Annotated in this window: 31 protein-coding genes; 13 read left to right on the forward strand and 18 right to left on the reverse strand. The window is 71.5% G+C overall.

The annotated features are described in order from the left end of the window. Positions 1-38 precede the first annotated feature (38 nt). Entirely contained in the window at positions 39-716 is a 678-nt protein-coding gene (locus LQ222_RS01865) for a hypothetical protein (RefSeq protein WP_230164106.1), read from the forward strand. On the opposite strand, the gene LQ222_RS01870 is transcribed toward LQ222_RS01865, so the two are convergent. From LQ222_RS01870 to LQ222_RS01890, 5 genes are read right to left on the reverse strand one after another with little or no spacing between them, the layout of a single operon-like run. Next, positions 717-1,136, reverse strand: a complete 420-nt coding sequence (locus LQ222_RS01870; RefSeq protein WP_230164107.1) for a DUF3574 domain-containing protein — start codon at positions 1,134-1,136, stop codon at positions 717-719. Then, positions 1,126-1,566, reverse strand: a complete 441-nt coding sequence (locus LQ222_RS01875; RefSeq protein WP_230164108.1) for a hypothetical protein — start codon at positions 1,564-1,566, stop codon at positions 1,126-1,128. Before LQ222_RS01875 ends, LQ222_RS01870 begins: the two co-directional genes overlap by 11 nt. Further along, positions 1,563-1,913: a multidrug efflux SMR transporter gene (locus LQ222_RS01880; RefSeq protein ID WP_230164109.1), complete on the reverse strand. Its 351-nt coding sequence runs from the start codon at positions 1,911-1,913 to the stop codon at positions 1,563-1,565. Before LQ222_RS01880 ends, LQ222_RS01875 begins: the two co-directional genes overlap by 4 nt. After that, a complete protein-coding gene (locus LQ222_RS01885; protein WP_230164110.1) occupies positions 1,910-2,875 on the reverse strand; it encodes a glycosyltransferase family 2 protein in 966 nt (321 codons plus the stop codon). The genes LQ222_RS01880 and LQ222_RS01885 overlap by 4 nt, the downstream gene beginning before the upstream one ends. 17 nt (positions 2,876-2,892) lie before the next feature. After that, complete coding sequence (locus LQ222_RS01890; protein WP_230164111.1) at positions 2,893-3,624, reverse strand: bifunctional 2-polyprenyl-6-hydroxyphenol methylase/3-demethylubiquinol 3-O-methyltransferase UbiG; 732 nt, start codon at positions 3,622-3,624, stop codon at positions 2,893-2,895. Between the two features lie 288 nt (positions 3,625-3,912). Here LQ222_RS01890 and LQ222_RS01895 point away from each other — a divergent pair, with 288 nt between their 5' ends. From LQ222_RS01895 to LQ222_RS01905, 3 genes are read left to right on the forward strand one after another with little or no spacing between them, the layout of a single operon-like run. Then, complete coding sequence (locus LQ222_RS01895; protein WP_230164112.1) at positions 3,913-4,836, forward strand: DMT family transporter; 924 nt, start codon at positions 3,913-3,915, stop codon at positions 4,834-4,836. Next, entirely contained in the window at positions 4,836-5,741 is a 906-nt protein-coding gene (locus LQ222_RS01900) for a DMT family transporter (protein ID WP_230164113.1), read from the forward strand. The genes LQ222_RS01895 and LQ222_RS01900 overlap by 1 nt, the downstream gene beginning before the upstream one ends. Next, on the forward strand, positions 5,738-6,616 hold the full coding sequence (locus LQ222_RS01905; protein ID WP_230164115.1) for an MBL fold metallo-hydrolase: 879 nt from the start codon (positions 5,738-5,740) through the stop codon (positions 6,614-6,616). Before LQ222_RS01900 ends, LQ222_RS01905 begins: the two co-directional genes overlap by 4 nt. Positions 6,617-6,626: 10 nt before the next feature. Here LQ222_RS01905 and LQ222_RS01910 read toward each other — a convergent pair whose 3' ends face one another. From LQ222_RS01910 to LQ222_RS01940, 7 genes are all read right to left on the reverse strand, one after another. After that, positions 6,627-7,310 carry a hypothetical protein gene (locus LQ222_RS01910; RefSeq protein ID WP_230164117.1) on the reverse strand — a complete coding sequence of 228 codons (684 nt, stop codon included), beginning with the start codon at positions 7,308-7,310 and terminating at the stop codon, positions 6,627-6,629. Positions 7,311-7,335: 25 nt separating this feature from the next. Continuing rightward, positions 7,336-7,797: a GNAT family N-acetyltransferase gene (locus tag LQ222_RS01915; protein ID WP_230164118.1), complete on the reverse strand. Its 462-nt coding sequence runs from the start codon at positions 7,795-7,797 to the stop codon at positions 7,336-7,338. Positions 7,798-7,870: 73 nt separating this feature from the next. After that, entirely contained in the window at positions 7,871-8,404 is a 534-nt protein-coding gene (locus tag LQ222_RS01920) for a hypothetical protein (RefSeq protein ID WP_230164120.1), read from the reverse strand. Positions 8,405-9,132: 728 nt separating this feature from the next. Further along, positions 9,133-10,266, reverse strand: coding sequence for a bifunctional 2-methylcitrate synthase/citrate synthase (locus LQ222_RS01925; RefSeq protein ID WP_230164122.1), 1,134 nt, complete (start codon positions 10,264-10,266; stop codon positions 9,133-9,135). A gap of 206 nt (positions 10,267-10,472) precedes the next feature. Then, a complete protein-coding gene (locus tag LQ222_RS01930) occupies positions 10,473-11,999 on the reverse strand; it encodes an MmgE/PrpD family protein (RefSeq protein ID WP_230164124.1) in 1,527 nt (508 codons plus the stop codon). An 84-nt stretch (positions 12,000-12,083) separates the two neighbouring features. Beyond that, positions 12,084-12,383, reverse strand: coding sequence for a hypothetical protein (locus LQ222_RS01935; protein ID WP_230164125.1), 300 nt, complete (start codon positions 12,381-12,383; stop codon positions 12,084-12,086). Between the two features lie 10 nt (positions 12,384-12,393). Then, on the reverse strand, positions 12,394-13,260 hold the full coding sequence (locus LQ222_RS01940; protein WP_230164126.1) for a phosphonopyruvate hydrolase: 867 nt from the start codon (positions 13,258-13,260) through the stop codon (positions 12,394-12,396). A 107-nt stretch (positions 13,261-13,367) separates the two neighbouring features. Between LQ222_RS01940 and LQ222_RS01945 the strand changes: the two genes are divergently transcribed. The 4 genes from LQ222_RS01945 (at position 13,368) to LQ222_RS01960 (ending at position 16,284) form a co-directional block, all read left to right on the forward strand. Further along, positions 13,368-14,759: a dihydroorotase family protein gene (locus LQ222_RS01945; RefSeq protein ID WP_230164127.1), complete on the forward strand. Its 1,392-nt coding sequence runs from the start codon at positions 13,368-13,370 to the stop codon at positions 14,757-14,759. Further along, entirely contained in the window at positions 14,743-15,036 is a 294-nt protein-coding gene (locus tag LQ222_RS01950; protein WP_230164128.1) for a hypothetical protein, read from the forward strand. Before LQ222_RS01945 ends, LQ222_RS01950 begins: the two co-directional genes overlap by 17 nt. Positions 15,037-15,154: 118 nt before the next feature. Beyond that, positions 15,155-15,340 (forward strand): hypothetical protein, encoded by a 186-nt coding sequence (locus tag LQ222_RS01955; RefSeq protein WP_230164129.1) that lies wholly within the window; start codon positions 15,155-15,157, stop codon positions 15,338-15,340. Next, positions 15,337-16,284: an N-carbamoyl-D-amino-acid hydrolase gene (locus LQ222_RS01960; RefSeq protein WP_230164131.1), complete on the forward strand. Its 948-nt coding sequence runs from the start codon at positions 15,337-15,339 to the stop codon at positions 16,282-16,284. Before LQ222_RS01955 ends, LQ222_RS01960 begins: the two co-directional genes overlap by 4 nt. Here LQ222_RS01960 and LQ222_RS01965 read toward each other — a convergent pair. Further along, entirely contained in the window at positions 16,250-17,347 is a 1,098-nt protein-coding gene (locus LQ222_RS01965) for a hypothetical protein (RefSeq protein WP_230164132.1), read from the reverse strand. The two genes, LQ222_RS01960 and LQ222_RS01965, sit on opposite strands and share 35 nt — an antisense overlap. 111 nt (positions 17,348-17,458) lie before the next feature. Between LQ222_RS01965 and LQ222_RS01970 the strand changes: the two genes are divergently transcribed. The 3 genes from LQ222_RS01970 to LQ222_RS01980 all read left to right on the forward strand — a co-directional run bounded on the left by LQ222_RS01970 (position 17,459) and on the right by LQ222_RS01980 (position 20,569). Beyond that, positions 17,459-19,216 (forward strand): NAD(P)/FAD-dependent oxidoreductase, encoded by a 1,758-nt coding sequence (locus tag LQ222_RS01970; RefSeq protein ID WP_230164133.1) that lies wholly within the window; start codon positions 17,459-17,461, stop codon positions 19,214-19,216. Then, positions 19,213-19,413: a hypothetical protein gene (locus tag LQ222_RS01975; protein WP_230164134.1), complete on the forward strand. Its 201-nt coding sequence runs from the start codon at positions 19,213-19,215 to the stop codon at positions 19,411-19,413. Before LQ222_RS01970 ends, LQ222_RS01975 begins: the two co-directional genes overlap by 4 nt. 184 nt (positions 19,414-19,597) lie before the next feature. Then, on the forward strand, positions 19,598-20,569 hold the full coding sequence (locus LQ222_RS01980) for an N-carbamoyl-D-amino-acid hydrolase (RefSeq protein WP_230164135.1): 972 nt from the start codon (positions 19,598-19,600) through the stop codon (positions 20,567-20,569). A 74-nt stretch (positions 20,570-20,643) separates the two neighbouring features. Here the strand turns inward: LQ222_RS01980 and LQ222_RS01985 are convergent, their stop codons facing one another. Continuing rightward, complete coding sequence (locus tag LQ222_RS01985; RefSeq protein WP_230164136.1) at positions 20,644-21,219, reverse strand: transposase; 576 nt, start codon at positions 21,217-21,219, stop codon at positions 20,644-20,646. A 448-nt stretch (positions 21,220-21,667) separates the two neighbouring features. On the opposite strand from LQ222_RS01985, the gene LQ222_RS01990 reads away from it, so the two are divergent. Continuing rightward, positions 21,668-22,446, forward strand: a protein-coding gene (locus LQ222_RS01990; protein WP_230164137.1) for an IS5 family transposase whose coding sequence is annotated in 2 segments (ribosomal slippage) — positions 21,668-21,998 and positions 21,998-22,446 — 780 coding nt in all. Because the reading frame shifts where the segments join, the coding sequence is not laid out codon by codon here. 21 nt (positions 22,447-22,467) lie between these two features. Here the strand turns inward: LQ222_RS01990 and LQ222_RS01995 are convergent. Beyond that, positions 22,468-22,662, reverse strand: a complete 195-nt coding sequence (locus LQ222_RS01995) for a hypothetical protein (protein WP_230164139.1) — start codon at positions 22,660-22,662, stop codon at positions 22,468-22,470. A 115-nt stretch (positions 22,663-22,777) separates the two neighbouring features. Between LQ222_RS01995 and LQ222_RS02000 the strand changes: the two genes are divergently transcribed. Next, complete coding sequence (locus LQ222_RS02000) at positions 22,778-23,074, forward strand: hypothetical protein (protein ID WP_230164140.1); 297 nt, start codon at positions 22,778-22,780, stop codon at positions 23,072-23,074. Positions 23,075-23,203: 129 nt separating this feature from the next. On the opposite strand, the gene LQ222_RS02005 is transcribed toward LQ222_RS02000, so the two are convergent. From LQ222_RS02005 to LQ222_RS02015, 3 genes are all read right to left on the reverse strand, one after another. Then, positions 23,204-23,674 carry a surface-adhesin E family protein gene (locus LQ222_RS02005; protein ID WP_230164141.1) on the reverse strand — a complete coding sequence of 157 codons (471 nt, stop codon included), beginning with the start codon at positions 23,672-23,674 and terminating at the stop codon, positions 23,204-23,206. Further along, on the reverse strand, positions 23,674-25,185 hold the full coding sequence (locus LQ222_RS02010) for an aldehyde dehydrogenase family protein (protein WP_230164142.1): 1,512 nt from the start codon (positions 25,183-25,185) through the stop codon (positions 23,674-23,676). The genes LQ222_RS02005 and LQ222_RS02010 overlap by 1 nt, the downstream gene beginning before the upstream one ends. A 77-nt stretch (positions 25,186-25,262) precedes the next feature. Further along, positions 25,263-26,243, reverse strand: a complete 981-nt coding sequence (locus tag LQ222_RS02015; protein ID WP_230164143.1) for a tripartite tricarboxylate transporter substrate-binding protein — start codon at positions 26,241-26,243, stop codon at positions 25,263-25,265. Between the last annotated feature and the right edge of the window lie 105 nt (positions 26,244-26,348).

The following is a 26,348-nucleotide window of genomic DNA, read 5'->3' on the forward strand; positions in this document are numbered from 1 at the left end:
GGCGCGCGCTGGCGCCCGGCCGTGGCAGCAAGGGCGCGATGATCGCGCGCCTGCTGGTCCTGCTCTCGCTGCTTGTCGCGGCACTGCCTGGCGCGGCGCAGCAGCCCTGCCCGGCGCGGCGCAACGTCGATTGCGCCGGCGCCGCGCGCGCGGTGGACGCCGCCATCGCGGCCGATCCCTGGCTGGCCATCCTGGACCAGGCGCAGCGCATGCGCCTGGCTGAACTAATGCCGCTGCTGGGGGCGGATGGCGCGGCGGAACTGGCCGTCCAGCAGGCCGCCTGGCGGCGCAGCCTGTCGCGCGACCTGTTCTTCCACCCCGATGGCACGCTGGACGCGCCCGACCCGCGCGGCGCGCTGCGCGGGGCGATGGAATACCGCCTGGCGGGGCTGATGCGCATCGCGCACGACCCGTCCGGCCTCGATGGCACCTGGCGCGGCGCGCAGGGCCAGGCGGTGGTCGAGCCCGCCGGCGGCGGCCGCTACCGCGTCCTGGTCAGCACCATCGACATCAATGCCCTGGCCTGGATGTGCGACTACGACGGCGAGGGCGACGGCACGTCGTTCGAGCGCCTGGAAACCCGCGACGGCGCGCTGGCGATGTGGCGCGAGGGCGCGATGCTGCGCGTGCGGATGCTGGCGCCCCGGCCGTCGGATTTCTGTGGCGCCGCCGGCAGCCTGGCCGGGCTGTTCTTTCGCGTCGGCACCGCGCCCTGATCAGAATCCGACGCAGGCGGCGCGATAGACCGTCAGCACCGATTGGTGCCGGAAGCGCGCCTTCCAGGCCTCCTCGACCGGGCGCAGGCGCGCGCGGGCGGCGGCGGCATCGGCGCCGGGCATCACCACCACCAGCACCTTGCTCGCTTCGGCCAGGATGGTGCCGTCGGGGCGGCGCCACTGGCCGCGGCCATCGAGTGCGGTCAGCCCGTCGGGGAAGGCCGGCGTGACCGTGCCGGCGAGGAAGTCGCGCCATTCCCCCTCGGTGATCGCGGGTCCGTCGCGGCGGGATTGGCCGAAATAGGCCTCGGCGACCGTCGCCTGCGTGGTGCCCTCGGGGCAGGGCGGCGCTGGCGGCGCGCAGGCGGCGGCCAGCGCGACAAGCCCGGCCGCCGCGACGCGGGCGCCCTCAGCGCCCAAGGCAGGCCGGCACCAGCCGTGCCTCGACCGGTGCGTCGGGGAAGCGGGCGGTCCAGGCGCGCACCACGCTCAGCACCGGCGCGGGCATCGGCGGCGGCGCGTCGGGGCTCCAGGCGGCGCGCACCTCGATGATGGCGTTGCGGAAACGCTGCGGGCGCGGCTGCGTGACCGGCGGTTCGTCGCGTTCGGTGACCGGCGCGCGCAGCACGGGGTCCATGATGTCGCTGCGGAAGGTGCGCCACTGCGCCTCGGTCACGTCGTCGCCATTGGGCAGCACCAGGGCGAAGCGCAGATACGCCAGCACGCCCGGGCGCGAACCCGGCGGGCAGGGCGTGAGCGCGCCGGCCGGGCGTGCCAGTGCCATGACGCCCAGCAGCAGCGCGCCGCGGCGCACCATGGCGCGCCGCGGCGCATCCGGCGGGCGCATCACGCGGTGGTCGCCAGCAGCGCCACGCCGGCCGCGATCAGCCCGATCGCCGCGATCTTCTGCATCCCGAGCGTTTCCCCGAACATCGCCCAGCCGACGATGGCGATGACGACATAGGACGCAGCCGTGCAGGGCAGCGCGACGCTCATGGGGATGCGCCGCAGCGCCACGATGTACAGCAGCGCCGCGCCGCCGTAGCAGACCAGGCCCACCATGGTGGCCGGGCGGAACAGCTGGTCGATGAAGCCGCCCGCGGCCTCGACCGCGGTATTGGCGCCCGACTTCAGCAGCACCTGGCCGACCAGCGAGGTGGTGATGGCGGCGGCCAGGGCGATCCAATGGGCGGTCATGCCGCGCCCTCCCGCGGGGCGATCACTTCGCGCACCACGCCCTGCGGCTTGCCATTGGCCGACATGAAGGCGCGCCCGACGTATTCGCCCAGCACGCCCAGGATCATGAACTGCACGCCCGCGATCAGCAGCGTGACCGTCATCAGGGAGGCCCAGCCGGAGGGCGTCTCGCCGACCAGCGCCTCGAACACCACCCAGGCCGCGGCCAGCAGGCCGAGCACGCCCATCGCCACCCCCGCCACCACCGCGAGCCGCAGCGGCAGCACCGAGAAATTCGTGGCCAGGTTCATCCACAGCCGGATCAGCCGCGTCATGGTGTAGTTCGACCGGCCCTCGACGCGCGCGAAGTGCTTCACCTCGATGCTGTCGAGCCGTTGCGTCACCTGCATCAGCAGCCCGTCGACATACGGGTAGGGGCCGCGATACTTCACCACCTCGGCCACCGCGAGCGCCGACATGCAGCGGAAGGACGACAGATACAGCCCCTTGGGCTTGTCCATCAGCTGGTCCGCCACCCAGTTGGCGAAGCGGCTGCCGATGTTGCGCCAGCCGTCATGTTCCTTCACGGCGTAGCGCGTATAGACCACGTCGAAACCGCCTGTGCGGGCGTGGTCGTAGATGCGGATGACCTCCTCGGGCGGGTTCTGCAGGTCGTCATCCATGGTGATGACATAGGCGCCGCGGGCGTGGCGCAGGCCGGTCATCACCGCGTTGTGCTCGCCGAAGTTGCGGGCGTGCTCGATGTACGTGAGCGGGATGGTGGCGCTGCGCGCGAGCTCCCGGCAGACATCGCCGGAATTGTCGGGGCTGCCGTCATTGACCAGCACGACCTCGATGCCGCCCTCCGGCGCCAGCGCCGACAGCGCGGCGACCAGCGCGCCGACCGTGGCGGCGCCGTTGTAGACCGGCACGACGATGGACAGGCCGACCGGGTGCACGACCCCGACCGCGGGACTGGACATGGAAGGGCTCTCCGACATCACGGCCGCGTCGCGACCACCAGGATGGACCCGCCCGCAGGATAGCGCAGGCCGAGGCGGGCGAGGGTCCGCTCGGCCGCCGTCACGCCATGCAGCGTGGCATCGAGCCAGGGCGGGAAGGGGGCGACGTCGCTGCTGTCGTGCGCGGCGTCGGATTTCAGGACCTTGCGCTGCACCACCATCAGCGGCAGCAGAAGCGCGTTCCAGTAGCGTGCCTCGATCGCGGCGAAGCCCGCGGCGCCGACCATCGCGCGGGCGCCCCCGGCGGTGAATCGCCGTGAATTGTGGACACGTTCGTCATGCGCCGAATGCAGCCATTCATAGGCCGGAAGGTTCAGCACCAGCGTGCCGCCCGGCGCCAGCACGCGCGCGAACTCCGCCAGCGCCGCCGGCGGATCGACCGCGCGATGGCACAGCACGTCGCAGGAGGTGAGCGCGGCGAAGGCGGCAGGCGCAAAGGGCAGGCGATTGGCGTCGCCCGCCGTGGCCACCGCGCCGGATTTCGCCGCTGCCCGCCATGCGGCCTTCGGATTGAAGTCCAGCCCGACCAGCGGCCGCCCCAGCGCGCCCAGCCGCCGCAGCAACCCCCCGGTGCCGCAGCCGGCATCCAGCACCGCGCCAGGCGGCCCCGGGCGGCGCGCCAGCGCATCGGCCACGCGGGCATGCAGCGCGCGGTACCACCACATGCGCTGCTCGGCCGCGTCCATCAGGTCGTATTCGGCAGGTTCCACAGGGCCGTTGCATCGCATTGCAGCAAGGCCGGAACATGGCACGCGCGGGACAGTCCTGGCACCGGTTCATGTTGCGTCCGGCGCGCATCGCCCCGAGGATGTGCAACCCATCCATGACGTTTCACGATCAGCCCCCCCGCCGCAGCGCCGAGGCCCGCCGGCAGCCCCCCGACCGCGGCGGCGCGCGCACCCGCCGACGCGGCCTGGGCGCGCGATCGCCCGGCCGGCGGGCAGGGCGGCTGGCGCCCGTTCCTGCGCCGCCCATGACCGCCCCGCGACGGACTGCCCATGCCTGAAGCCACGCCCATGCGCACCCGCGGGCTGAGCGTGCCGACCGGCGCGGAAGCCGTGCGTGGCATCCTGCTGATCCTGGGCGCCTACCTGGTCATCACCGGCGCCGATGTCGCGGTGAAATGGGCACTGCCCGAGGTCGGGGTCGCGGTGTCGATGATCGCGCGCGGCGCCGTCGGCGCGCTGGCGGTGCTGGCGATCACGCGCGGGCACGGCATCGCGCCGGGCAATGTGCGCCTGCTGACCATCCGCGGCCTGCTGCATTGCTGCGTCTCGGCCATCTGGTACTGGGCCTGGCTGTCGGGGATGGCGCTGGTCGATTCCTATGCCATCGCCGCGGCCGCGCCGCTGTTGATGACGCTGTTCGCCATCCCGATGCTGGGCGAACAGGTCGGCTGGCGGCGCTGGACCTCGACCCTGGCGGGCTGCGCGGGCGTGCTGTTCATGCTGCAGCCCGGCGGCGACCTGTGGCGGTTCGAAACGCCCTTCCTGCTGGTCGCGGTGGTGGCCATGGCGGTGACGCGGATCTGGACGCGGATGCTCTCGGCGACCGACACGCCGGCGTCGATCGCGTTCTGGCTGATGGTCGCGCATGTGCCGGTGGGCCTGGCGCTGCTGCCGGCCTTCCCGGCGCCGGCGGCGATCCCGGGGCCGCCGGTGATCCTGGCGCTGGTGTTCTTCGGCGTGGCCAATGCCATCGCGCATATCCTGTTCGCGCGCGCCTTCGCGCTGGCGCCGGTCTCGGCCCTGGCGCCCTATGAGTATTCGCCGCTGCTGATCGGGGGCATCCTGGGCTTCCTGATCTGGGCCGAGGTGCCGGCCTGGACCACCGTGGGGGGCGCCGTGATCGTCATCATCGCCGGGCTGTACAACCTGCATCGCGAAAGGGTGCGGCGCGCCGCCGAACGGGCCCGCGCGTAGTGCCGCTGCGCCACGACATCCGCCGTGGCGCCCTGCTGATGCTGGGGGCGACATCGCTGTTCACCATCATGTCGGCGCTCATCAAGGGCCTGAGCGAGAACATCCACTTCATCGAGACGATGTTCTTCCGCTCCGCCTTCGCGCTGCCGGTGGTCTTCGCGGTCGCCGCGCGCGGGCGGAACTGGGGGGTGCTGCGCACGAAGCGCATGCCCGGCCACCTGGTGCGCGCCTTCACCGGCACCATGGCGCAGGGCTGTGCCTTCTATGCGCTGACCGTGCTGCCATTGGCCGAGCAGACCGCGCTGACCTACACCACGCCGCTGTTCGTCACCCTGCTGTCCATCCCCTTCCTGGGCGAGAAGGTCGGCATCCATCGCTGGTCGGCCGTGCTGGTCGGCTTCCTCGGCATCCTGGTGATCGCGCTGGGCGATGGCGCCTTCCAGGGCGGCGGGCCGGACCGGGTGATGGCGATCGGCATGGCGGTCGCGGTCGCGCAGGGGGTGTGGTCGGCCGCCACCACGCTGCTGGTGCGATCGCTCTCGGCGACGGAATCCTCGACCACCATCGTGCTGTGGCAATCCCTGCTGATGACCGCCTTCACGCTGGTGGCGCTGCCCTTCTTCTGGACCACGCCGACCTTCTTCGAACTGGTGCTGCTGGTGCTGGTCGGGCTGATCGGCGGCGTCGCGCAGATCATGCTGACCGAGGCGTATGCGTCGGCGCAGGTCTCCGCCCTCGGGCCCTATTCCTACACCTCGATCCTGTGGTCGGTGGCGATCGGCTGGGTGGTCTTCTCGGATGCGCCGGGGATCGGCACGCTGGCCGGCGCGGCGCTGATCGTCGGCGCGGGCCTGTACATCCTGCACCGCGAGATCACGCGTGCCCGCCAGCGGAGGACCCCATGACCATCCCCTTCCTCAAGCACGACACGCTGCCGCCCGGCGCGGTGCAGCAGGTCGCGCCCGGCGTGCGCCGCGTGCTGTGCGGCAATCCCGGCCCCTTCACCTTCCGCGGCACCAATACCTGGATCGTGGGCGAAGGCCTGTCGGTGGCGGTGATCGACCCGGGGCCGGAGGATGCCGACCACCTGCGCGCCATCCTGGCCGCCACGCAGGGCGAGCGCATCACGCACATCATCGTCAGCCACACGCATCGCGACCATTCGCCCGGCGTCGCGGCGCTGCGCGCAGCCACCGGCGCGACCAGCTTCGGCTTCGGCCCGCACCTCACGCCACCGGACCAGGGCGGGGAGGGCGGCGACCATGCCTTCCGCCCCGACGTGACCGTGCCCGATGGCAGCGATATCGGCGGCGCCGGCTGGTCGCTGCGCGCCATCCACACGCCCGGGCATTGCGCCAACCACCTGTGCTTCGCGCTGGAGGGCACCGGCATCCTGTTCAGCGCCGACCATGTGATGTCGTGGTCGACCACCGTGGTCAGCCCGCCGGATGGCGACATGGCGGCCTACATGGCCTCGCTGGCCAGGCTGCGCGCGCGCGACGACCGGCTGTTCCTGCCCGGCCACGGCCCGCCGCTGCCCGACCCCGCGCCCTTCATGGCGGCACTGGCCGCGCATCGGCGCGAACGCGAGGCAATGGTGCTGGACGCCCTGCGCGCCGCGAAGCGCGCCACCGCGCGCGAGCTGGTCGGCGCGGTCTATGGCCCCGCGCTGGACGAACGGCTGGTGCCGGCGGCCGCACGCAGCCTGCTCGCGCACCTGGTCAAGCTTGGCGCGGAGGGACATGCGCGGCGCGAGGGCGAGGCCTGGGAAGCGCGGTAGCGCGCCGCCCTCATGCCCAGCGCGCGTGATCCGCGCGATCCGCGGCGGTCAGCAGCGTCGTGGTGCAGACCACCGTCCAGTCGCACAGGTCGTAGCGGCGGCTGAGCGCATCGCGCACCGCCGTCTCGCTCTCCCCCTGCGGCAGCTTCGAACGCTCCCACATCGCCAGGTCGGGCCGGCGCGTCAGCAGCAGGCTCGCGATCGCGCCCGGCGGGACGGGCGGCAGGAGATCCGCGCCCGCGGCACCGGTGCGATCCTGCGTGCAGCGCCACAGGCCGATGACCTGCGAATCATAGGCCGCCTCGAAGCCCGGCCAGCCCTCGGCACAGAGCGCGAGGAAGGCCTCCCAGTGCTGCTCGGGTGTCACGAACCAGCGGAAGGCGTAGTTGCCCTGGCGCGCCGGCGGGGTGGCTTGGTGCGGGCGCAGCGTCGGGTGCATGGCAAGGCTCGATGCCGCCTCGATGCCCTCGTGCGTGCCGAGCAGCAGCGCCTCCGCCGTGCCGGCCGTGACGGCCGAGGACCAGGCGGTGATCGCCACCACCTCGTCGCGCGGACGGCCGATCTGGCTGCGCCAGAGGCCGTAGAGCGCCCCGCCCGTGGGCGCCAGTGCCGCGGCATTGCGCGCCAGCATGTCGGCGGCTTCGCGCCAGCGGCGCGGCGCGCAGGCAATGCGGTGATGGATGTAGGTGGTCATGGCCTCGCTCCCTTGCATGGGCAGGCTACAGCGATGCCTCGGGATCGAGGCGGATGACATAGGAACGCCAGTCCGCACGCTCGGCGATGCGCTCGTACAGCGCGATGGCGCCGCGGTCGGCCTCGGGCACGATCCAGCGCAGGTGCGACCAGCCGCGTTCGCGCCCCAGCGCGACCAGTGCCGCGATCATCGCGCGCGCGATGCCCTGGCCGCGGCGATCGGCCCGCACGAACAGGTCGTCGAGCGCGCCGCAGCGCCGCGCGAAGACCGCCTCGGGCAGGTCGAAGACGATGGCGAAGGCGATGATGTCGGCGCCTTCGGACGCGGCCAGCACCTCGGCGCGCGGATCGGCGGCGAGCAGCGCGGCGGCGGCCTGGCCGGATGCGGGGCGCGATCCGGCGAGCGTGTGGCGCATCTCGGCGGCATAGGCTTCGAGCAGCGGTGCCAGGCGATGGCGTCGGTCCGGCGGCAGGGTGGCGATGATCATCAGGGGCCTGGAAGCGATTGGGGCGCCGCCCGCTCACGCGGACGGCGCCCCGACGCCGGGATCGGCGCTGTCGTCAGCTCGCGGGCGTGTCGTTCGACGGCGCGGCAGCGGCAGCGGCGGCAGCGGCCTTCTTCGCGGCGCGGGTGGCGGCGGCCTTCTTCGCGGCCTCCGAACGGGCGCCGGACTTCACGGCAGGCTTCTTGGCGGCGGCGGCCTTCTTCGGAGCGGCCTTCTTGGCGGCCGGCTTCTTGGCAGCGGCCTTCTTCGGCGCGGCCTTCTTGGCAGCCGGCTTCTTCTTGGCGGCGGCCTTCTTCGGCGCGGCCTTCTTGGCAGCGGCCTTCTTCGGAGCGGCCTTCTTGGCGGCCGGCTTCTTGGCAGCGGCCTTCTTCGGAGCGGCCTTCTTGGCGGCCGGCTTCTTCTTGGCTGCGGCCTTCTTCGGCGCGGCCTTCTTGGCAGCCGGCTTCTTGGCGGCGGCCTTCTTCGCGGCGGGCTTCTTCGCCGCCGGCTTCTTCTTGGCGGGCGCCTTCTTCTTCGCGGCGGCCATCGCCATCGCCTGGGCGCGCGGCTCGGCGCCCTCGGCGTCGGTGGTCTCGATGATGTCGGTCATGATGCGTCGTGTCTCCATGCGTTCCGGTGAAGCGGGGACGTCGCGCATCGGCGCGCAGGCCCCGGGGGGTACAGCAGATGGGTGCGGGCGGATGCGAAGCGCGCGGATCCCGTCGCGCGCCGTCGTTCCCGTGCGGTGAGCCCCATGACGCAGGCGCCGGTGCGACGTGCGGTGGCGTTCCGCCGCGCGCTGCCTCCGACGTCTCGGCCGTCCAGGCCGTGCACCGTGGCGGTGCCGGCTGGCGGTGACGGATCGGCGGAGTGGTGCGCCGCCTGTCCGATGAGCCTGCGGTCCATGGACCGTCCTTCCCTGCTGCGGCGTTTCAACCCATCGATGCGTCGTCCGGTTTCACTGCACGTTGCCGCGTCGATGAGTCGCGCGGCGCAGAACCAATTCGACGAATCGCACAAGATGATTCGCGCGCACACCACGCTATCTGCACGCGCAATATGTGTGTCAACAGAATCCGCACATGCACGCGCGCAAAATGCGCGTCGTGGTTCATCGCGCTCATCGGTGTTGCGTGCGCGTCGCGCTTTTGCGCCGCGCGTCGCGTGCGGCGTCGCGCATCGTGGCGCGATCGTGGCAGCGGGACGCGCGCATGTGCGCGTCCCGACAGCGCGCTACCCGCGCGGAGTTGGCGCGCTACCCGCGCGTCGATCCCGCGCGCTACCCGCGCGCCGATCCCGCGCGCTACCCGCGCGTCGATCCCGCGCGCTACCCGCGCGCTATCCGCGCGACGCCAGCGGCACCACCGCGCGCTCCGCCACGCCCGTGTAGTGCGACAGCGGGCGGATCAGCCGGTTGTCCGCCCCCTGTTCCAGCACATGCGCCGCCCAGCCGGTGATGCGCGAACACACGAAGATCGGCGTGAACATCGGGATGTCGAAGCCCATCAGGTAGTAGGCAGGCCCGGCCGGGAAATCGAGGTTTGGGTGGATGTTCTTCTCCGCCAGCATCACCTGCGCCAGCACGGCCGATGTCTTCATCCACCGTTCATCGCCGACCACCCGGGCCATCACCTCGGCGTATTTCTTCATGGTGGGCACGCGCGAGTCGCCGGTCTTGTAGACGCGGTGCCCGAAGCCCATCACCAGCGCCTTGTGGTCGAAGCGATCGCGCAGCCAGGCTTCCGCCACATCGGGGGAGGGGATCTCCTTGAGCATGTGCATCACCGCCTCGTTCGCCCCGCCATGCAGCGGACCCTTGAGGCTGCCGATCGCGGCCGTGATCGCCGCATGCATGTCCGACATCGACGACGTGACCAGCCGCGCCGTGTAGGTCGAGGCGTTGAAGGTGTGCTCGGCATACAGGATCATCGAGACGTCGAAGGCCTTGATGACCTCCGGCTGCGGCACGCGCCCGAACACCATGTGGAAGAAATTCTCGCAGAAGGGCAGGCCCTGGTCGGGGGCGATCGGCGCCAGGCCCTTCGACAGCCGGTTGGCGGCCGCCACCGCGGTCGGGATCTTGGCCAGCAGCCGCATCGCCTTGCGCCGCTGCGCGGCATCCGAGATGTCCGACGCCTCCGGATCCTCCATGCCCATGAACGACACCGCGGTGCGGATCGCATCCATCGGGTGCGCGTCGCGCGGGAATTCCGCCAGCACCCGCAGCAGCGCCGGGGACAGGACGCGGTTCGCCTTCTCCTGGGTGCGGAAGGCGTTCAGCTGCCCCTGGCTGGGCAATTCGCCGTGCCACAGCAGGTAGGCGGTCTCGTCGAAGGACGCGTTCTCGCACAGGTCCTGCACCGGATAGCCGCGATAGGTCAGGGAGTTGGTCTCGGGCATGACCTTCGAGACGGTGGAGACATCGGCATAGACGCCGACCAGGCCCTTCTTGATGTCGGGGGTGTCGCTCATGGGGGTGGTCTCGCTTCCTTCGCTGTTGTCGTCATGCGCCCGGCCTGGTGGCCGGACGCATGTGCGTGCAGGGCTGCGTGGCGGCTGCGCGCGCCATCGGCGCCATACCAGCGGCCGCGCGGGCGTTTAACAAGTGCGGGCGGGCCGGGGCTGGTATGCCGGCGGCCGCCGCCGCCCTGCGCCACGCCGCGCGCCCCATCGCGCCCTCAGAAGATGCCGGGCTTGCCGGTGCGCAGCCCGCCCGCCGGCAGCGCGACATTCAGCGCGCCGAGCTCGCCCGCCTTCAGCCGCGGCAGCTCCTGCGCCACCTCCAGGAAGCGGTTGGCCTCGCGCGCCGGCAGGATGCCCTCGGTCAGCGTCCGGAACTTGCGGATGTAGTCCTCGCGCGCGAAGGGGCGCGCGCCGTTCGGGTGGGCGTTCGCGACACCCAGCTCATCCACCAGGGTCGAGCCATCCCGGAAGGTGATCTCCACCCGTCCGCCGAAGGCGAGCTCGTCCGGGTCCTTGGCATGGTAGCGGCGGGTCCATTCGGGATCCTCGCGCGTCTCGATCCGGTGCCACAGCCGCACGGTATCCGCCCGCCGCGCGCGCTTCGGCGCGTAGCTGTCCGCGTGATGCCAGCGCCCGTCCTGCAGCGCGACCGCGAAGCTGTACATGATGGAATGGTCGAGCGTCTCGCGGGACGCCGCCGGGTCCATCTTCTGCGGGTCGTTCGCCCCGGTGCCGATCACGTTGTGCGTGTGGTGGGAGGTGTGGATCACCACCCGCGCGATCTCCCCGACATCGGCGATCCGCTCGCGCATCCGGAAGGCCAGGTCGATCAGCGCCTGCGACTGGTATTCGGCCGAATGTTCCTTGGTGTAGGTCGCCATGATCGCGCGCTTCGCTTCGCCCGGTTCGGGCAGCGGCACCTGGTAGTAGACCGGCCCGTACACGTCCTGGCGGTTCGACCGGCCCGACAGCACCCAGGCGATCACGCTGTCCTCGCCCTCATATATAGGTGAGGGCGCGCCCTCGCCGCGCATGCAGCGATCGACCGCCTCGACCGCCAGCTTGCCGGCATGGGCGGGGGCATAGGCCTTCCAGGAACTGATCTCCCCCTTGCGCGACTGGCGGAAGGTGACCGACGTATGCAGCGCCTGCTGGATCGCCTGGTACACCACGTCCTGCTTCAGGCCGAGCAGCGTGCCGATCCCCGCCGCCGAGGCCGGGCACAAATGGGCGATGTGGTCGACCTTGTGCTCGTGCAGGCAGATCGACCGCACCAGGTCGACATGCAGTTCGTAGCCGGTGGCGATGCCGCGGACCAGGTCGCGCCCGGACTTCCCCATCGCCTGCGCCACCGCGAGGATCGGCGGGATGTTGTCGCCCGGGTGGGAATAATCGGCGGCCAGGAAGGTGTCGTGCATGTCGAGCTCACGCACCGCCGTCCCATTCGCCCAGGCCGCCCATTCGGGCGAGACGGTGGCGCCGGCGCGCAGCCCCATCACCGGCGCGCCGCCCGCCTTCTTCGCATGCGCCCGCGCCATGTCGCGCGCCGAGACCACCGCGCGGCGGTTGATCGCGGCGATCGCCACGCCGGCATTGTCGATCACGCGGTTGACGATCATCTCCTGGACGTCGCGCGCGACCGCCACCTTGTCGACCGCGACCCCAGCCATCTTCCAGGCCAGCTGGTCCTCGCGCGGCAGCAGCGCCCTGGAGGGATGGACCTTCACGGGATGGAGCTTCATGGCGCCTTCCTCCTCGGCAGGATTTTTCGCCGGTCTTGTGCGCCCGTCGCGCGCGGTCGTCCAATCCGCCGGCCCGCCGCCGGGTCAGAACCGCTCCCCCGCCAGCGCGAACAGATAGACCGCGGTCGCGAGCACCGCGGCATAGGGCAGCGTGACCGCGACCAGCAGGCCCATCGCGAGCGCCGCCTGCCGCCGCTGCCCGCCACGCCGGAAAGCAAGCCCGCGCACGAACAGCGCGACCCCCGCGGCCGCCAGCCCGACATGCAGCGCCACACGCCCGACGCCCTGCCCGGAGCCGAGCCAGTCCACCGCCGCCGCCAGCAGCGCGATGCCGAGCGTCGCCACGCCCACACCGCCCGCCACCACCAGGATGCGCCAGGCCATCGCGCGCCCCTCAGCGCAGGAACCGCGCCTCGATCTCCCGCATCGCGCCATCGCCCTGCAGCGCGAAGATGTCGGCGACGCTGGCGATGCGTGCTTCCACGCCGGCGATGCCGCCCTCGGCCAGGATCGCCGCGAAGGTCTCGCGCATCGCCGCCACCGCGGCGCGGATCGCGTGGTTGCCGCAGATGATCAGGCCAACCTTCCCCAGCGCCGCGACCTCGGCGAAGGACACTTGCGGATAGGCGGTCGGCACCACCACCAGCGGCACCTGGCCCGGCCAGGCCCGGCAGAAGGCGATGATCTCGTCGGGCGTGGTCTGCTTGGAATGGATCAGCACGGCATCGGCGCCGGCCTCGGCATAGGCGGCGCCGCGCTTCAGCGCCTCCTCCTGCCCGAGCCCAGCGATCAGCGCCTCGGTCCGGGCGATGACCAGCGGGCCGTCCGCGATGCGCGCCGCTTCGATCTTGCCCTGGAATTCCGCGACCGGCACCAGCGCCTGCCGGCCGCCGGGGCGCAGCGAGGAATCCTTGGGGAAGGTCTTGTCCTCGATCACCACGGCGGCGACGCCGGCGGCGGCGTAGCGCGGCACCAGGTAGGCGACCGACACCGCATTGCCGCCGCCGGTGTCGATGTCGGCCACCACCGGCGCGGACTGCACCTCGACCATGGCGCGCATCGCGGCCAGGTGCGTCTCCCAGGACAGGATGGACGCATCGGGCACTGCATGGGCGGCCGAGAGTTCGAACCCGCTGCCCCAGATGGCATCGAAGCCGGCCTCGGCGGCGAGCTTCGCGCTGAGTGCATTGTGCGCCGACATGGCGATGGCGGGGCGGGCGGTGTCGAGGCGGGCGCGCAGGCGCGCGGCGGGCGTGTCCATGCACCGATGGTCGTGCGGCCCGGCGCGCCCGGCAAGCCCGCCCGGGGTGGGCATGTCGCGCGCCAGGCGGTAGCGTCCGGCGCGCGATACCCCCGGGAGCCTGCCGCATGTCCGACGCCACCCCCTTCGACCGTGTCATCCGCGGCGACATCGTCCTGTCCGACCGGGTGCTGCGCGACGGCTATGTCGCGATCCGCGGCGAGACGATCGCCGCGATCGGCGAGGGGCCAACCCCGCCCGCCAAGGACAGCGTGGACTTCACCGGCAAGTTCGTGCTGCCCGGGCTGGTGGACGGGCACATGCACACAGCGTCCTCGCGCGGGTGGCCGGGTATCCGCGGCGCGTCGCGCACGGCGGCCGCCGGCGGTGTCACCACCTGCGTCGACATGCCCTATGACGTGCCGCGGCCGGTGACGGATGCCTCGATCCTGGCCGAGAAGATCGAGCAGGTGAACGCGCTGTCGCACGTGGATATGGCGCTGTACGGCACCATCCGGAAGGACGGCGGCATCGACGCCATCGCCGGCATGGCGGAAGCCGGCGTGTGTTCCTTCAAGCTCTCGACCTATGAGTACGACCCGGTGCGCTTCCCGCGCATCGACCACCCGACCATGGTCGCGGCCTTCCGCGAGATCGCGAAGACCAACCTGATGGTCGCGATCCACAACGAGGACCAGGAGATCGTCGTCCGCCTGACCGAGGAAGCCAAGGCCGCCGGCCACACCCAGCCGATCTGGCACTGCCGCACCCGCCCGCCGCTGTGCGAGACCATGGCGGACCTGGAGATCTTCGAGATCGGGCTGGAAACCGGCGCCCACGTCCACATCGCCCATTCCTCGCTGGCGCGCGGCTTCGAGATCGCCGAGGTGTTCCGCCGCATGGGCGGCAAGGCCTCCGGCGAGGCCTGCATCCAGTATTTGTGCATGACCGAGGAGGACATCATCCGCCTCGAAGGCTTCGGCAAGTGCAACCCGCCCTTCCGCACGCAGGATGAAGTGAACCGCATGTGGGAGGCCTTCGCGGCGGGCAAGATCGCCTATGTCTCCACCGACCATGCGCCCTGGCCCTATGACCGCAAGGTCTACAAGGGCGACATCTTCAGCGTCGGTGCGGGCCTCACGGGCATGCAGTCCTTCGCGCCGCTGATGTACACGCTGCTGAGCGAACGCTCGATGCCGGTGACGCTGATGGCGCAATACTGCGCCGAGCGGCCGGCGAAGTTCCATGGGCTGTTCCCCAAGAAGGGCGCGATCCGCGTGGGCTCGGACGCCGACTTCGTGGTGCTGGAGACCGGCGACTTCACCTTCGACGCGAAGGACATCCAGGACGACGAGGATGCCCGCTGGTCGCCCTATGACGGGCGGCGCGTCTCGGCGCGCGTGGCTGCCACGTATCTGCGCGGCGCCTGCATCTGGGACGGCAGGGCGGTGCTGGCGCAGCCAGGTGCGGGGCGCTTCGTGCCACGGCAGCACAACGGGACCTATGTCGGGGAAGAATGACCGCCCGCCGCGGCACTGGGTGAAGCGCCCGCCGCGGCCCTCGCGCACCGGCCCCGCCGCGCCGCCGCCACGCGACAAGCCCGGCTTCGGCCAGGCGGCGCTCGCGGTCGGCGCTGGGCTGGTGCTCGGGTTGCTGGGCGCGAGCCTCGCGGCCCAGGCCGGCCTGCGCGAGGGGCTGCCCGGCCTGGTCGCCGGCAGCGGCTTCTGCCTGGGCTCCGTGCTGGTCTGGCGCGCCTTCGGCGGCACGCTGCAGGATGTACGCGACCTCTGGCGCTAGGCAGGCGTTGCGGGCAGCGCCGTGGCGCGGGCAGGCGCATGCGGTCGGACCCGCGAGCGCGATGTTGCGCCGCGCGCGGTGCTGGAGGACCATGCCGCCTGGCTCCGGAGATCGCGCCATGGCCCAGGCGTCGCCACTGCCCATCTGCATCGCCGGCGGCGTCGGCGCTGCCGTCGCCCGTTTGCTGACCGGCCCCTGGCCCGCCGATGCCGGGGATTGGATCGGCGTCGCGGGCCTTGCCGTCGCGGTCACGCTCGGCGCCTATCTCGCGCTTCGCTTCATCGCCAGGAGACGGCAATCTTGAGGTCCCGCACCCTTCGCATCGCCGGCGCCCAGATGGGCGGCAACCAGAAGTCCGACAGCCGCGCGGCGATCCTCGCGCGGATGATGGCGCTGCTGGAGGATGCCGCGGCGCAGGGGGCGAAGCTGGTGGTCTTCCCCGAACTGCCCTTCACCACCTTCTTCCCGCGCTGGCTGATCGAGTCCACGCAGGAGCTCGACACCTACTTCGACCGCGCCATGCCCTCGCCGCAGACCCAGGCGCTGTTCGACCGCGCGCGCGCGCTGGGCGTGGGGATGTATGTCGGCTACGCGGAACTCACGCCGGCGGGGCAGCGCTTCAACAGCGCCATCACCACGGGGCCGGACGGCGCGGTGCTCGGCAAGTACCGCAAGATCCACCTGCCCGGCACGGTCGAACCGCGCGTCGGCGATCGCTTCCAGCAGCTTGAGAAGCGCTACTTCGAATATGGCGACATGGGCTTCCCCGCCTTCCGTGGCCCAGAGTCCTGGGGCCGCCCGGTGCTGGGCATGCTGATCTGCAACGACCGCCGCTGGCCGGAAGGCTGGCGCGTGTACGGGTTGCAGGGCATCGAGCTGATGCTGATCGGCTACAACTCCGCCGCCTACGACCCGATGGGCGGCACGACGGAAAGCGCCGACCTGCGCACCTTCCATTCCACCATGGCGGTGCAGGCCAATGCCTACATGAACGCGACCTGGGCGGTGTCGGTCGCCAAGGCCGGCGACGAGGACGGCTCCGGCCTGATCGGCGGGTCCTGCATCATCGACCCGAATGGCCAGGTGGTGGCGCAGGCAAGCACGCTGGGCGACGAGGTGATCGTCGCCGACATCGACTTCGACGCCTGCCGCCAGGGCAAGGAGAAGATGTTCAACTTCGCCGCCCACCGCCGCCCGCAATGGTACCGGCCGATCATCGACCAGGTGGGCGCCCTGCCGCCGGCGTGACCTCGGCCACCCAGGCGCGGACGTCGGTGTGCGCCGTCGCCAGGCCGGCCTCGACCTCCGGCCCGTAGCGCGGCGCGACATGCGCCAGCACGAGCGACAGGAAGCGCGCCTCGTGCTCCAGCGCCGCCAGGTCGTCCGGCATTGCCTGGTCAACCGACAGCGCCAGGATATCGAGGCGCTGGAAGGCCTCCCGGATCTCGGCCACGCCGCAGCGCGGCGCCATGGCGATGGCCTCGGCGAGGGGCATCGGCGCGCCGGCGTCCAGCCCGCGGCGTGCGTGCTGTTCCAGCGTATCGAGGCCCGACAGGTCGTTGCGCACCGCGCCGCCCCAATCGCGCTGGATCGCGCCGGCGATGGCGCAGCCCTCGGCGAACCAGGCCTGCTCCGTCGCGAGGTCGGGGAAGCGGATCACCCCGCGGTCGTCATTGTCGAACCACGGCTGGAAGCCGGCATCCCAGGCCGCGATGCGCGCGACCAGCCCAGCCCCGAGCCCGAGCGTCGCCGCATCGACCGGTTCGTCCGCATCGGCACGGCGCAGCGGCGACTGGCGGTAGGCCGGGACCAGGCGTAGCGGCGTCATCCGCTCCGTCGGCACGACCGGCACCGCGGGCGGCCGCCACGCGGCGTGGCGCAGCAGCACCGCCGAGACCATCGCGGCAATGCCCGCCAGCACGCCCAGTTCGAGCAGCGCCGGCTCGACCCAGTGGCGCCACAGCCCGCCCTGATCGAGCCGCCAGACCAGCACGCCCACCGCCAGGACCAGCAGGCCGCCGCGCAGCGTGGCGCCGGGCGTCGCCACCAGCACGCCCAGCGCCGCCAGGGCGAAGGCGAGCGGCGTCCAGCGCGACAACGCCAACAGCGCGATGCCGGCGAACAGCCCCAGCACGCCGCCCAGCATCCGCCACCGGCTGCGGCGGCGCTCGGCCGCCGCGCCAGGATCGCCCAGCGCGGCGAGCATCCGGTCCAGCACCGCCTCCGCCGCCAGGCGGTGCAGCGTGGCGGCCGCGCCCGCGGCGCAGAGCAGCCCGGCCAGCATGCCGAGGATCGACAGGGGGTCCCACATGCCCGCGCATGATGGACCAGGCGGCGGCGCGGCGCAGCCCGCTTGCCCTGCCCGGGGCCGGACCGCACACTCGCCCCACCCGCGCAGGCGGGGCGCGGAGGAGATGGCACCATGGACGGCATCGTGACCGGCACATCGCTGGAGGCGGCGGCGGATGGCTGGCTGCGGGACTTCGCGGAGGCGCTGGATGCCGGCGACCCGGTCGGCCTGGCGGCGCTGTTCGCCGCCGAGTGCCATTGGCGCGACATCCTTGGCTTCGGCTGGGACCTGCGGACGACGTCCGGTGCCGAGGCCATCGCGGCCGGGCTGCTGGCCGGCGCCGCGACGGCCCGCCCGCGCGGCTTCGCGCTGGCGCCCGGGCGCACCGCCCCGCGCCGCGTCAGCCGCGCCGGCACCGACTGCATCGAGGCGATCTTCGCCTTCGAGACCGCGACCGGCCCCTGCACCGGCGTGATCCGCCTGGTGACCATGGATGGCACGCCGCGCGCCTGGACACTGATGACGGCGCTCGCCGAGATCCATGGCCACGAGGACCCCGCCGAGGGCCGCCGCTGGCAGGATGTGGACTGGAAGCGCAATTTCGGCGGGGAGAACTGGCTCGACCGGCGGCGCCGCGCGGTGGCCTATGACGACCGCGACCCAGCCGTGCTGGTGGTGGGCGCCGCGCAGGCGGGGCTGTCGGTGGCGGCGCGACTGGGCTTGCTCGGCGTCGATACGCTGGTGGTGGATCGCGAGGCGCGCATCGGCGATTCCTGGCGGCGCCGCTACCATGCGCTGACGCTGCACAACGAAACGCGCGTCAATCACCTGCCCTACATGCCCTTCCCGAAATCCTTCCCGGTCTTCATCCCGAAGGACATGCTGGCGAACTGGTTCGAGCTGTACGCCGAGGCGATGGAGCTGAACGTCTGGACCGGCACGGAACTCACCGGCGGGTCGTGGGACGAAGCGGCGCGCTGCTGGTCCGTCACGCTGCGGCGCGCCGATGGCTCCACGCGCACCATGCGCCCGCGCCACATCGTGATGGCGAATGGCACCAGCACGACGCCGCGGATGCCCGACCTGCCGGGGCTGAAGGACTTCGCCGGCGCGGTGCGGCATTCCTCCGCGATGGGCAGCGGGCTGGACTGGGCCGGCAAGCGGGCGCTGGTGCTGGGCACCGGGACATCGGGCCACGACACCGCGCAGGACCTGGCGGTGTCGGGCGCGGCCAGCGTGGCCATCATCCAGAACCGGCCGTCGCTGGTGGTCAGCCTGAAGGAAGCGCAGGCGCCCTATGCGCTGTACGACGAGGATATCGCCTTCGAGGACAAGGACCTGCTGGCCACGTCGTTTCCCTATCCGGTCTACAAGCGCGGCCACCAGCGCATGACCGAGATGACCAGCGCGGCCGATGCGGCATTGCTGGAAGGGCTGCGCCAGCGCGGCTTCCGCCTGACCTTCGGGCAGGACGATACCGGCTGGCAGATGATGTATGCGCAGCGCGGCGGCGGGTACTACTTCGATGCCGGCTGTTCGCAGATGATCATCGATGGGCGCGTCGGGCTCATGCAGTTCGCCGACATCGACCGCTTCGTGGCCGAGGGCGCGCGGATGAAGGACGGGTCCATCGTGCCGGCCGACCTGCTGGTGCTGGCGACCGGCTACGAGGGCCAGGCGCAGGCGGCACGCCGGCTGCTGGGCGATGCGGTGGGCGATCGCGTCGGCCAGGTCTGGGGCTGGGACCCGGAGGGAGAACTCGCCGGCATGTGGCGCCCGACCGGCCAGGACGGGCTGTGGTTCCATGCCGGCGGCCTGGCGCAGTGCCGCATCTACTCCAAGGTGCTGGCGCTGCAGATCAAGGCGCGCGAACTGGGCATCGCGCCATGATCGAGGTGGTCGAGGACGAGCAGACCGGCCATTTCCGCGTGGTGAGCCGAAGCGGCGAGACGCTGGGCATCACGACCACGCGCGCGGCGGCGAACGACCTGTCTGAGCTGATGCTCGAAGCCTGGGAGGAGGCGCTGGCCGCCGCCGCGGCGCGGGCGCGGCTGAAGCACGGGGCGGCGGTCATCGAGCCGCGCTGAGCGCAGCGCGCGCCGCGCTGCGTCGCGGCGGTGGACGGGGGCGGATTCACAGCTTCAAGGAGCAAGGGCCGGCACGTCAGTCCTGCGCGTCCCGGCGCTTCAGCGCGGCGGCGCGGGCGGGGTTGTCGTCGGGCGCGGCATCGGGAACCCTGGTAGGGAACCGACCCGCCGGAGCGCCACCGCCATGACCCGATCGCTTGTCCTCGCCGCCGCGCAACTCGGCCCGATCCAGAAGGCGGAGGGGCGCGATGTCGCGGTCGGGCGGATGGTGCGGCTGATGGAGAAGGCGCACCGCATGGGCGCGCAGGTGGTGGTGTTTCCCGAACTGGCGCTGACCACCTTCTTCCCGCGCTGGTACGAGGAGGATATCGCGCAGGCCGACCATTGGTACGAGAGCGCGCTGCCATCCAACGAGACCGCGCCGATCTTCGAGGCGGCGCGCAAGTACGGGATCGCCTTCCACCTGGGCTATGCGGAGAAGACGCCGGACGGGCACCGGTACAACACCGCGGCCTTCGTCAGCCCGGGCGGCGACATCATGCTGAAGTACCGCAAGGTGCATCTGCCCGGGCATGCCGAATACGACCCGATCCGCCGCGTCCAGCACCTGGAGAAGCGGTTCTTCGAAGTCGGCAACCTGGGTTTCCCCGTGGTGCGCGCGCCGGTGGCGGGGCAGGACGTGAATGTGGGGATGATGATCTGCAACGATCGCCGCTGGCCGGAAGCCTGGCGCGTGATGGGGTTGCAGCAGGTCGAGCTGGTGATGCTCGGCTACAACACGCCCAGCCTGAACATGGATAACCGGGGGTTCGAGGCGCACCACCTGCGGGTGTTCCATTCGCACCTGACCATCCAGGCGGGCTGCTACCAGAATGCCTGCTTCGCGGTGGCCACGGCCAAGGCGGGGACGGAGGATGGGCACGAGCTGTTCGGCCATTCCATCATCGTCAACCCGCAAGGGGAGATCATGGCGCAGGCGACCTCCTGGGGGGATGAGCTGATCGTGGCGGAGGCCGACCTCGGCATGTGCGAACTGGGGCGCACGACCATCTTCAACTTCGCGAAGCATCGGCGGCCGGAGGCCTATGGGCGCATCACCGGCCAGGTGGGCAGCGAGGCGCCGGCGGTGTGGGCGCCGGGGCAGGCGGCGGAATAGGGCGCGCGCGGGGGCGCCGCCGCGCGCGCTGGGCGCTGGCGCGGGGCGGAGCAGGGCGGCGGCGCGGGCGGGGGTCACGACCAGCCCAGGCGGAGGGCGCGGCGGAGGTATTTGAGGCCTCCGGCGCGGCGGTGCAGGCCGCGCATGTCGCGCAGCAGGGCGCGGCAGGCGTCCAGCGGGGCGGCCCAGAGCGCATCCGCGGGCGGCAGGCTGAGGCGCGCGCGCAGGGTTTCGGACAAATCGGGGTCGGCGACCTTGTCGGGCGGGCCTGGCAGGGCCTGGGGCAGGCGCAGGCGGCGGACCAGGGCGATGAAGGCCAGGCCCAGGATGCGCGCGGCGCGGCGGCAGGCGCGGAAGATGAGCGGCGCGATCTGGTTCAGCGGGTGGTTGGGATGGTTGTCCTTGATGGCGAGGAGCAGTTTCTCCCACAGGCCGGCATGGGTGAGGCGGCGGAAGTAGCGCGAGACGGTGGCGGGGCGGCCGAAGCGGTCGGGCAGGTCGCACCAGGGGCCGGTGCCGGACGCCACGAGGAATATGGCGTCCATGCGGGTGCGGAGGTCGCCGATCTGGCGGCCGGCGGGGGAGCGGGGGAGGATGTAGGGGAGGAGGGCGTGGAATTGGAGGTCAGTGAGGGGGAGGGCGTGGGGCATGGCGGGAGGGTGGCATGGGACACTGAAATAGGCAATGATTCCTTTTTTTCGTGTGCCAAGGATTCATGAGATGAACCGCGAAACGGTTCAGTCGGCTTGCGGCAGCCAGCGCTTGGCCTCGTCAGGCGCCCGAGTGCGCCGTTCGATGCTGATCCCAGTGATGACAGCCGCTGACCTTCATTCGGTGCCGGTCCCGAAGGCTCACTCGAAGGTGTTCAGCTTCCGTTTTTATTCATTGATCCGTCGTTGCCATCAAGGCCGGCGATTCGAGTGTTTATCTTGTCGCCAAGAAAAGCAACGTCGATTGTGCGGAGATAGAACAAATACCAATCGTTGCTGGAATGATATTCGATACGCCGCTTTCTAGGCCGCGTGGACAAACTGCACGAGGGGGATTCCCCCGACGCGGTTTGATGTGATTCGAAGCTGGTCTTCCTGTGGGAGACCAGTGGTGATCCGAGGCCTTCTGACCGACGAGGAGTGGGCGTTCTTCGCGCCCTTCGTGATTGAGAGCGGTGCCCGGGGCGGTCGTCCACCCGTCGACCATCGGCGTGTGCTGGACGCGATTTTCTGGATCACGCGGACCGGCGCGCCTTGGCGTGATCTGCCCGACGCGCTGGGCAACTGGAACTCGGTGCACCGGCAGTTTCGTCGCTGGACGGCGAGCGGGCTGTGGGACGCGATGCTCGACGCGTTGAGCGCGGGTGGCGGCGATGCGGCGCTGCAGATGATCGACAGCACCATCGTCCGGGCGCACCACTGCGCCGCCGGCGCAAGGGGGGGACTCAAAACCAGGCTCTTGGCCGCTCGCGCGGCGGCTTCTCGACCAAAATCCACCTTCGAACCAACGCTCAGGGTCTTCCGGTCGCTGTCCTGCTGACCCCAGGCGAAGCCCACGACAGCACCGTCTATTCCGACCTGATGGCCGCGCACGACTGCGATCCCGATGTGCTGCTGGCTGACCGCGGCTACGACAGCGATGCGATCCGCGACGACGTGCGCATTCGGGGCGGCATGCCCGAGATCCCCACAAAGAAGAACCGACGCGTGCAGCATTCCGTCAACCGCGCGCTCTACGCGCTGCGCAACCGCATCGAGCGCTTCATCAACCGCCTGAAGAACAGCCGACGTATTGCCACCCGATACGACCACACCGCCAACAGCTTCGTCGGCTTCGTCCTGCTCGCCGCCATCAGGCACTGGATCAAGTTTGTCCACGCAGCCTAGAATGTTATATTGATATCGGATTCATGAGTATTCTGAACGCCGGTCCTCCGCGCGCACCTCCACCGCCTGGTCGAGCGAAACGCGCGCCGCCACCATCACCGAACCCGGGATGCGGACCGCGGCGCTGTTGCCCCACTTCTTCACGGTGACGCGCGTGATGGCCTCGGGCTTTGCATGGAGCGCATCCTGGGCCGCCCCGCGCGCCGCGCCAGCCATGCGCCAGCCGGGCGGCTCCGTCGTCCAGCCCGGGCAACCCCCGCCACTTCCCCGATTCCGCCCGCGCCCGCCACGCGCTACGGTCCCGCCCATGACCACGAGACTCACCCGCCCCATGCGCTGCCTCCTCCTGCCCGCGCTCCTGCTCTGCGCCGCCTGCGCGCAGGAAGCGCCCATCCCCGTCACCTATGTCCCGCAGCCCGCCACCCCCGCCGCCGCCGGCACGCCGGAGGAACAGGCCGCCCGCCGCCTCGACCGCGCGCTTGGCCAGGATGCGCGGCGCGACCGCGCGCGCGACGCCGACCCCTATGCCGCCTCCGCCGCCGGCACGCCCACGCCGGGCACCAACCTCGAGATCGGCGGCGGCGACGCGCCCCAAGCCACGCCGCAGATCGGCATCCCGTTCCGCTGATGCCGGCGGTTCACGCGCGTCAAGCCGCTTCTGCCCGCCGCAGCCCGCAGGACTTCGGGATCTGCTCCAGCCCGTTGTTTTCAGAGCATCTTCGCGCGTTCAGATGAGTCCATCTGAACGCGACCTGCCCTAAAGCCCGCAGGCGGCATCCAGGAACGACCCGCCGAGCGTGGCGGGTTCGGCCGGGCGGAAGGCGGTGCCGCGCGGGCGTTCGGCATGTACCGGGTCGACCGCGTTCTGGCGGGCGAACCAGGCGCCCTCGATCGGGCGCCATTGCCGTTCGGCGCAGCGGTATTCGCCCACGAAGCGCACCGATTGCGCGCGGCCGCCGGTCTCGGGGATCGGGATGGGCTCGCGCAGGTTGAGCAGGATCCAGGCGCGGCGCACCCGCCCGCTGGCGAGCAGGCCGCGGGTCTGGACATAGCCGCTGACGATATCCCCGCTGGTGTTGAGTGCCGGGATCGGCTGCCAGCCCACCGGCGGCGGTGGCGCGGGGGGAGTCGGGTCGGCCGGCGGCGGTTCGGCGGCGCAGCCGGCGACCAGCAGGGCGAGGAGGGCCGCGCGCCCGAACGCGGCGCGGCGCGGGCGCGGGGCGCGCATCACGCCATGTTCACCATGATGGTTTTCTTGTGCGTGAAGTGCTCGAGCATCGCCTCAAGGCTGGCCTCCTTGCCCAGTCCCGACGACTTCACGCCGCCATAGGACAGGTTCGCCTGCACCACCAGGTTCTGGTTGATCTGCACCAGGCCCGCTTCCAGCCGATGCGCGAGATCCAGGCCCACCTTCAGGTTGTTCGTCCACAGGCTGGCAGCCAGGCCGTAGTCGGAATCATTCGCCTCGGCCAGCACGGATTCGGCGTCGTCGAAGGGCTGCATGACGGTGACGGGGCCGAAGATTTCCTCGCGCACCAGGCGGCTTTCGCCGGTCAGGCCGGTGAAGATCACGGGCTGGATGAACAGGCCCTTCTTCAGCGCCGGGTCGCTCGGCATGGCGGAACAGACATGCGCGGTCGCACCGGGCGTCGCGGTGCCCTCGGCGATGAAGCCGCGCACCTTCTCCAGCTGGCCTTCGGAGACGATCGTGCCGATGTCGGTCTTCTCATCCAGCGGGTCGCCCATGACCATGGCGTTCACCGCATCCGTCATCGCCTTGACGAAGCGATCGAAGATCGGGCGCTCGACATAGATGCGCGACGCCGCCGTGCAGGATTGGCCCTGGCGGGTGAAGCGCATCGAGGTCAGCGCCCCGGACACGGTCTTGTCGAAGTCGCAATCGGCGAAGACGATCATGGGCGACTTGCCGCCGAGTTCCAGCGTGACCGGGATCAGCTTCTCGGCGGCGGCGCGGGCGACGATCTTGCCGGTCTCGACGGAGCCGGTGAAGGTGACTTTCCGCACCAGCCGGTGTTCGACCAGCGGCGCGCCGCAGTCGGGGCCGAAGCCGCTCACCATGTTGAACACGCCTGGCGGCAGGATGCGGTTCATGATCTCGCAGATGCGCAGCACCGCGAGGGGGGCTTCCTCGGCCGACTTCACCACCACGGCATTGCCGGCGACCAGCGCGGGCGCGACCTTCAGCGCCATCAGCAGCATGGGCACGTTCCACGGGATGATCGCGCCGACCACGCCGAGGGGTTCGCGGATGGTGACCGAGAGCATCTTCGGGTCGAAGGGGACGCTCTCGCCCTTCAGTTCGGACCCCAGCCCGCCGAAGAATTCGAAGACATCGGCGACGACGCCGGCCTCGACGCGGGATTCGGTGCGCAGCGCCTTGCCGGTCTCGAGCGCGATCAGGCGGCCGAGCTCGTCGACATGCTGCTTCAGCAGCTGGGCGCATTGATGCACCAGGGCGCCGCGCTTGCGGGCGGGCACCTTCGCCCAATCCTTCTGCGCGCGCGCGGCGTCCTGCACGGCGGCATCCACGTCGGCCGCGTCGCCCTCGGCGGCACGCGCCACCTCGGCGCCGGTCGCCGGGTTCACCACGGCGAAGGTCTTGCCCGAGCGCGCGGGCACATAGGCGCCGCCGATGAAATGAACGCCGGACAGCGCGCGGGCCAGCGCGAAGGGGTCGGTGGAGGGCGCGGCGGGGGTGGGGTGCGGGCGGTCGAGCATTCGGGCGCTCCTCGGCGGTCTCGTTCGGGCGGGCAGCAATAGACCCGGCGGCGCCGCGAGGGAACCGCCGGGCCCGGCTATTGCCGCGTGATCCGCACGCCCGTCTCGGCCACGACGCGACGCCAGCGATCGCCTTCGTTGCGCACGAAGGTCGCGGTCGTCTCGGGCGTGCTGTCCGGCACGGCGATGGTGCCGACCTCGGCCAGGCGGCGGACCAGCTCGGCCTCGGCCAGCGCGGCATTGAAGGCGGCGTTGAGCCGCGCGACCACCGGCGCCGGGGTGCCGGCGGGCGCGAAGGCCAGGATCCAGGTCTCGGCATCGAAGCCGGGGATGCCCAGTTCGGCGATGGCGGGCAGGTCCGCCTGCGGGCCGGACCGGCGCAGGCTGGCCCGCGCGAGCGCCCGCAGCCTGCCATCGGCGATCGCACCCGCCACGGTGGGCGCGGATTCGACCATGTAGGTGACCTCGCCCGTGAGCAGCGCCTGCAGCGCCGGCCCGCCGCCGCGATAGGCGACGTGTTCGACCCGCACGCCGGCCCCCGTGGCGAACCATTCGCCCGCCAGATGCGGCATCGATCCCACCCCGGCGGAGGCGTAGTTGTGCCGCCCCGGTTCGGCCTTCAGCCGCGCGACCAGCGCGGCCATGTCGGCAATTCCCGCCGCCGCCGGCACCACCAGCACGAAGCCGGTCACGCCCAGCAGCGCGACAGGCGCGAAGTCGCGGATCGGGTCATAGGGCAGGTCGGTGAACAGCGCCGGGTTCACCGCATGGGTCGACGCCGTGCCGATCAGCAGGGTGGCGCCATCGGCGGGCTGGCGGCGGACATGGTCGGCGGCGGTGGCGCCGCCGGCGCCGGCGCGATTCTCCACCACCACGGCCTGGCCGCCGAGATGCGCGCCGAGGCGCGCGGCGACCAGGCGCGCGCCGATATCCGTGGTCCCGCCCGGCGCAAAGGGCACCACCAGCGTGATCGCCCGCCCGGCCGGCGCCTGGGCGAGCGCGGCGGCGGGCGACAGCGCGAGCGCGGCGGCCAGCGCCTGGCGGCGGTGGAAGGTCATGCGCGTGTCTCCTCCGGTTCTTGCGGGCAGCCTGCCATGAAGCGGCCGCGCAGCGGAACAGCCCCGACCGCGCGCCACGCCGGGTTGCCGCATCGATACGCCGCG

The sequence above is a fragment of the Roseomonas sp. CECT 9278 genome (assembly GCF_918698155.1).
GTDB lineage: Bacteria > Pseudomonadota > Alphaproteobacteria > Acetobacterales > Acetobacteraceae > Neoroseomonas.

Coding starts and splice junctions, on each gene's coding strand:
- LQ222_RS01880 (WP_230164109.1), bottom strand. CDS start 1,913: ATGACCGCCCATTGGATCGCCCTGGCCGCCGCCATCACCACCTCGCTG.
- LQ222_RS01980 (WP_230164135.1), top strand. CDS start 19,598: ATGACCCGATCGCTTGTCCTCGCCGCCGCGCAACTCGGCCCGATCCAG.
- LQ222_RS01945 (WP_230164127.1), top strand. CDS start 13,368: ATGTCCGACGCCACCCCCTTCGACCGTGTCATCCGCGGCGACATCGTC.
- LQ222_RS01950 (WP_230164128.1), top strand. CDS start 14,743: ATGTCGGGGAAGAATGACCGCCCGCCGCGGCACTGGGTGAAGCGCCCG.
- LQ222_RS01970 (WP_230164133.1), top strand. CDS start 17,459: ATGGACGGCATCGTGACCGGCACATCGCTGGAGGCGGCGGCGGATGGC.
- LQ222_RS01935 (WP_230164125.1), bottom strand. CDS start 12,383: ATGGCCTGGCGCATCCTGGTGGTGGCGGGCGGTGTGGGCGTGGCGACG.
- LQ222_RS01975 (WP_230164134.1), top strand. CDS start 19,213: ATGATCGAGGTGGTCGAGGACGAGCAGACCGGCCATTTCCGCGTGGTG.
- LQ222_RS01995 (WP_230164139.1), bottom strand. CDS start 22,662: ATGGCTGGCGCGGCGCGCGGGGCGGCCCAGGATGCGCTCCATGCAAAG.
- LQ222_RS01895 (WP_230164112.1), top strand. CDS start 3,913: ATGCCTGAAGCCACGCCCATGCGCACCCGCGGGCTGAGCGTGCCGACC.
- LQ222_RS01910 (WP_230164117.1), bottom strand. CDS start 7,310: ATGACCACCTACATCCATCACCGCATTGCCTGCGCGCCGCGCCGCTGG.
- LQ222_RS01905 (WP_230164115.1), top strand. CDS start 5,738: ATGACCATCCCCTTCCTCAAGCACGACACGCTGCCGCCCGGCGCGGTG.
- LQ222_RS01940 (WP_230164126.1), bottom strand. CDS start 13,260: ATGGACACGCCCGCCGCGCGCCTGCGCGCCCGCCTCGACACCGCCCGC.
- LQ222_RS02015 (WP_230164143.1), bottom strand. CDS start 26,243: ATGACCTTCCACCGCCGCCAGGCGCTGGCCGCCGCGCTCGCGCTGTCG.
- LQ222_RS01955 (WP_230164129.1), top strand. CDS start 15,155: ATGGCCCAGGCGTCGCCACTGCCCATCTGCATCGCCGGCGGCGTCGGC.
- LQ222_RS01865 (WP_230164106.1), top strand. CDS start 39: ATGATCGCGCGCCTGCTGGTCCTGCTCTCGCTGCTTGTCGCGGCACTG.
- LQ222_RS02000 (WP_230164140.1), top strand. CDS start 22,778: ATGCGCTGCCTCCTCCTGCCCGCGCTCCTGCTCTGCGCCGCCTGCGCG.
- LQ222_RS01915 (WP_230164118.1), bottom strand. CDS start 7,797: ATGATCATCGCCACCCTGCCGCCGGACCGACGCCATCGCCTGGCACCG.
- LQ222_RS01925 (WP_230164122.1), bottom strand. CDS start 10,266: ATGAGCGACACCCCCGACATCAAGAAGGGCCTGGTCGGCGTCTATGCC.
- LQ222_RS02010 (WP_230164142.1), bottom strand. CDS start 25,185: ATGCTCGACCGCCCGCACCCCACCCCCGCCGCGCCCTCCACCGACCCC.
- LQ222_RS01965 (WP_230164132.1), bottom strand. CDS start 17,347: ATGTGGGACCCCCTGTCGATCCTCGGCATGCTGGCCGGGCTGCTCTGC.
- LQ222_RS01885 (WP_230164110.1), bottom strand. CDS start 2,875: ATGTCCAGTCCCGCGGTCGGGGTCGTGCACCCGGTCGGCCTGTCCATC.
- LQ222_RS01930 (WP_230164124.1), bottom strand. CDS start 11,999: ATGAAGCTCCATCCCGTGAAGGTCCATCCCTCCAGGGCGCTGCTGCCG.
- LQ222_RS02005 (WP_230164141.1), bottom strand. CDS start 23,674: ATGCGCGCCCCGCGCCCGCGCCGCGCCGCGTTCGGGCGCGCGGCCCTC.
- LQ222_RS01920 (WP_230164120.1), bottom strand. CDS start 8,404: ATGACCGACATCATCGAGACCACCGACGCCGAGGGCGCCGAGCCGCGC.
- LQ222_RS01985 (WP_230164136.1), bottom strand. CDS start 21,219: ATGCCCCACGCCCTCCCCCTCACTGACCTCCAATTCCACGCCCTCCTC.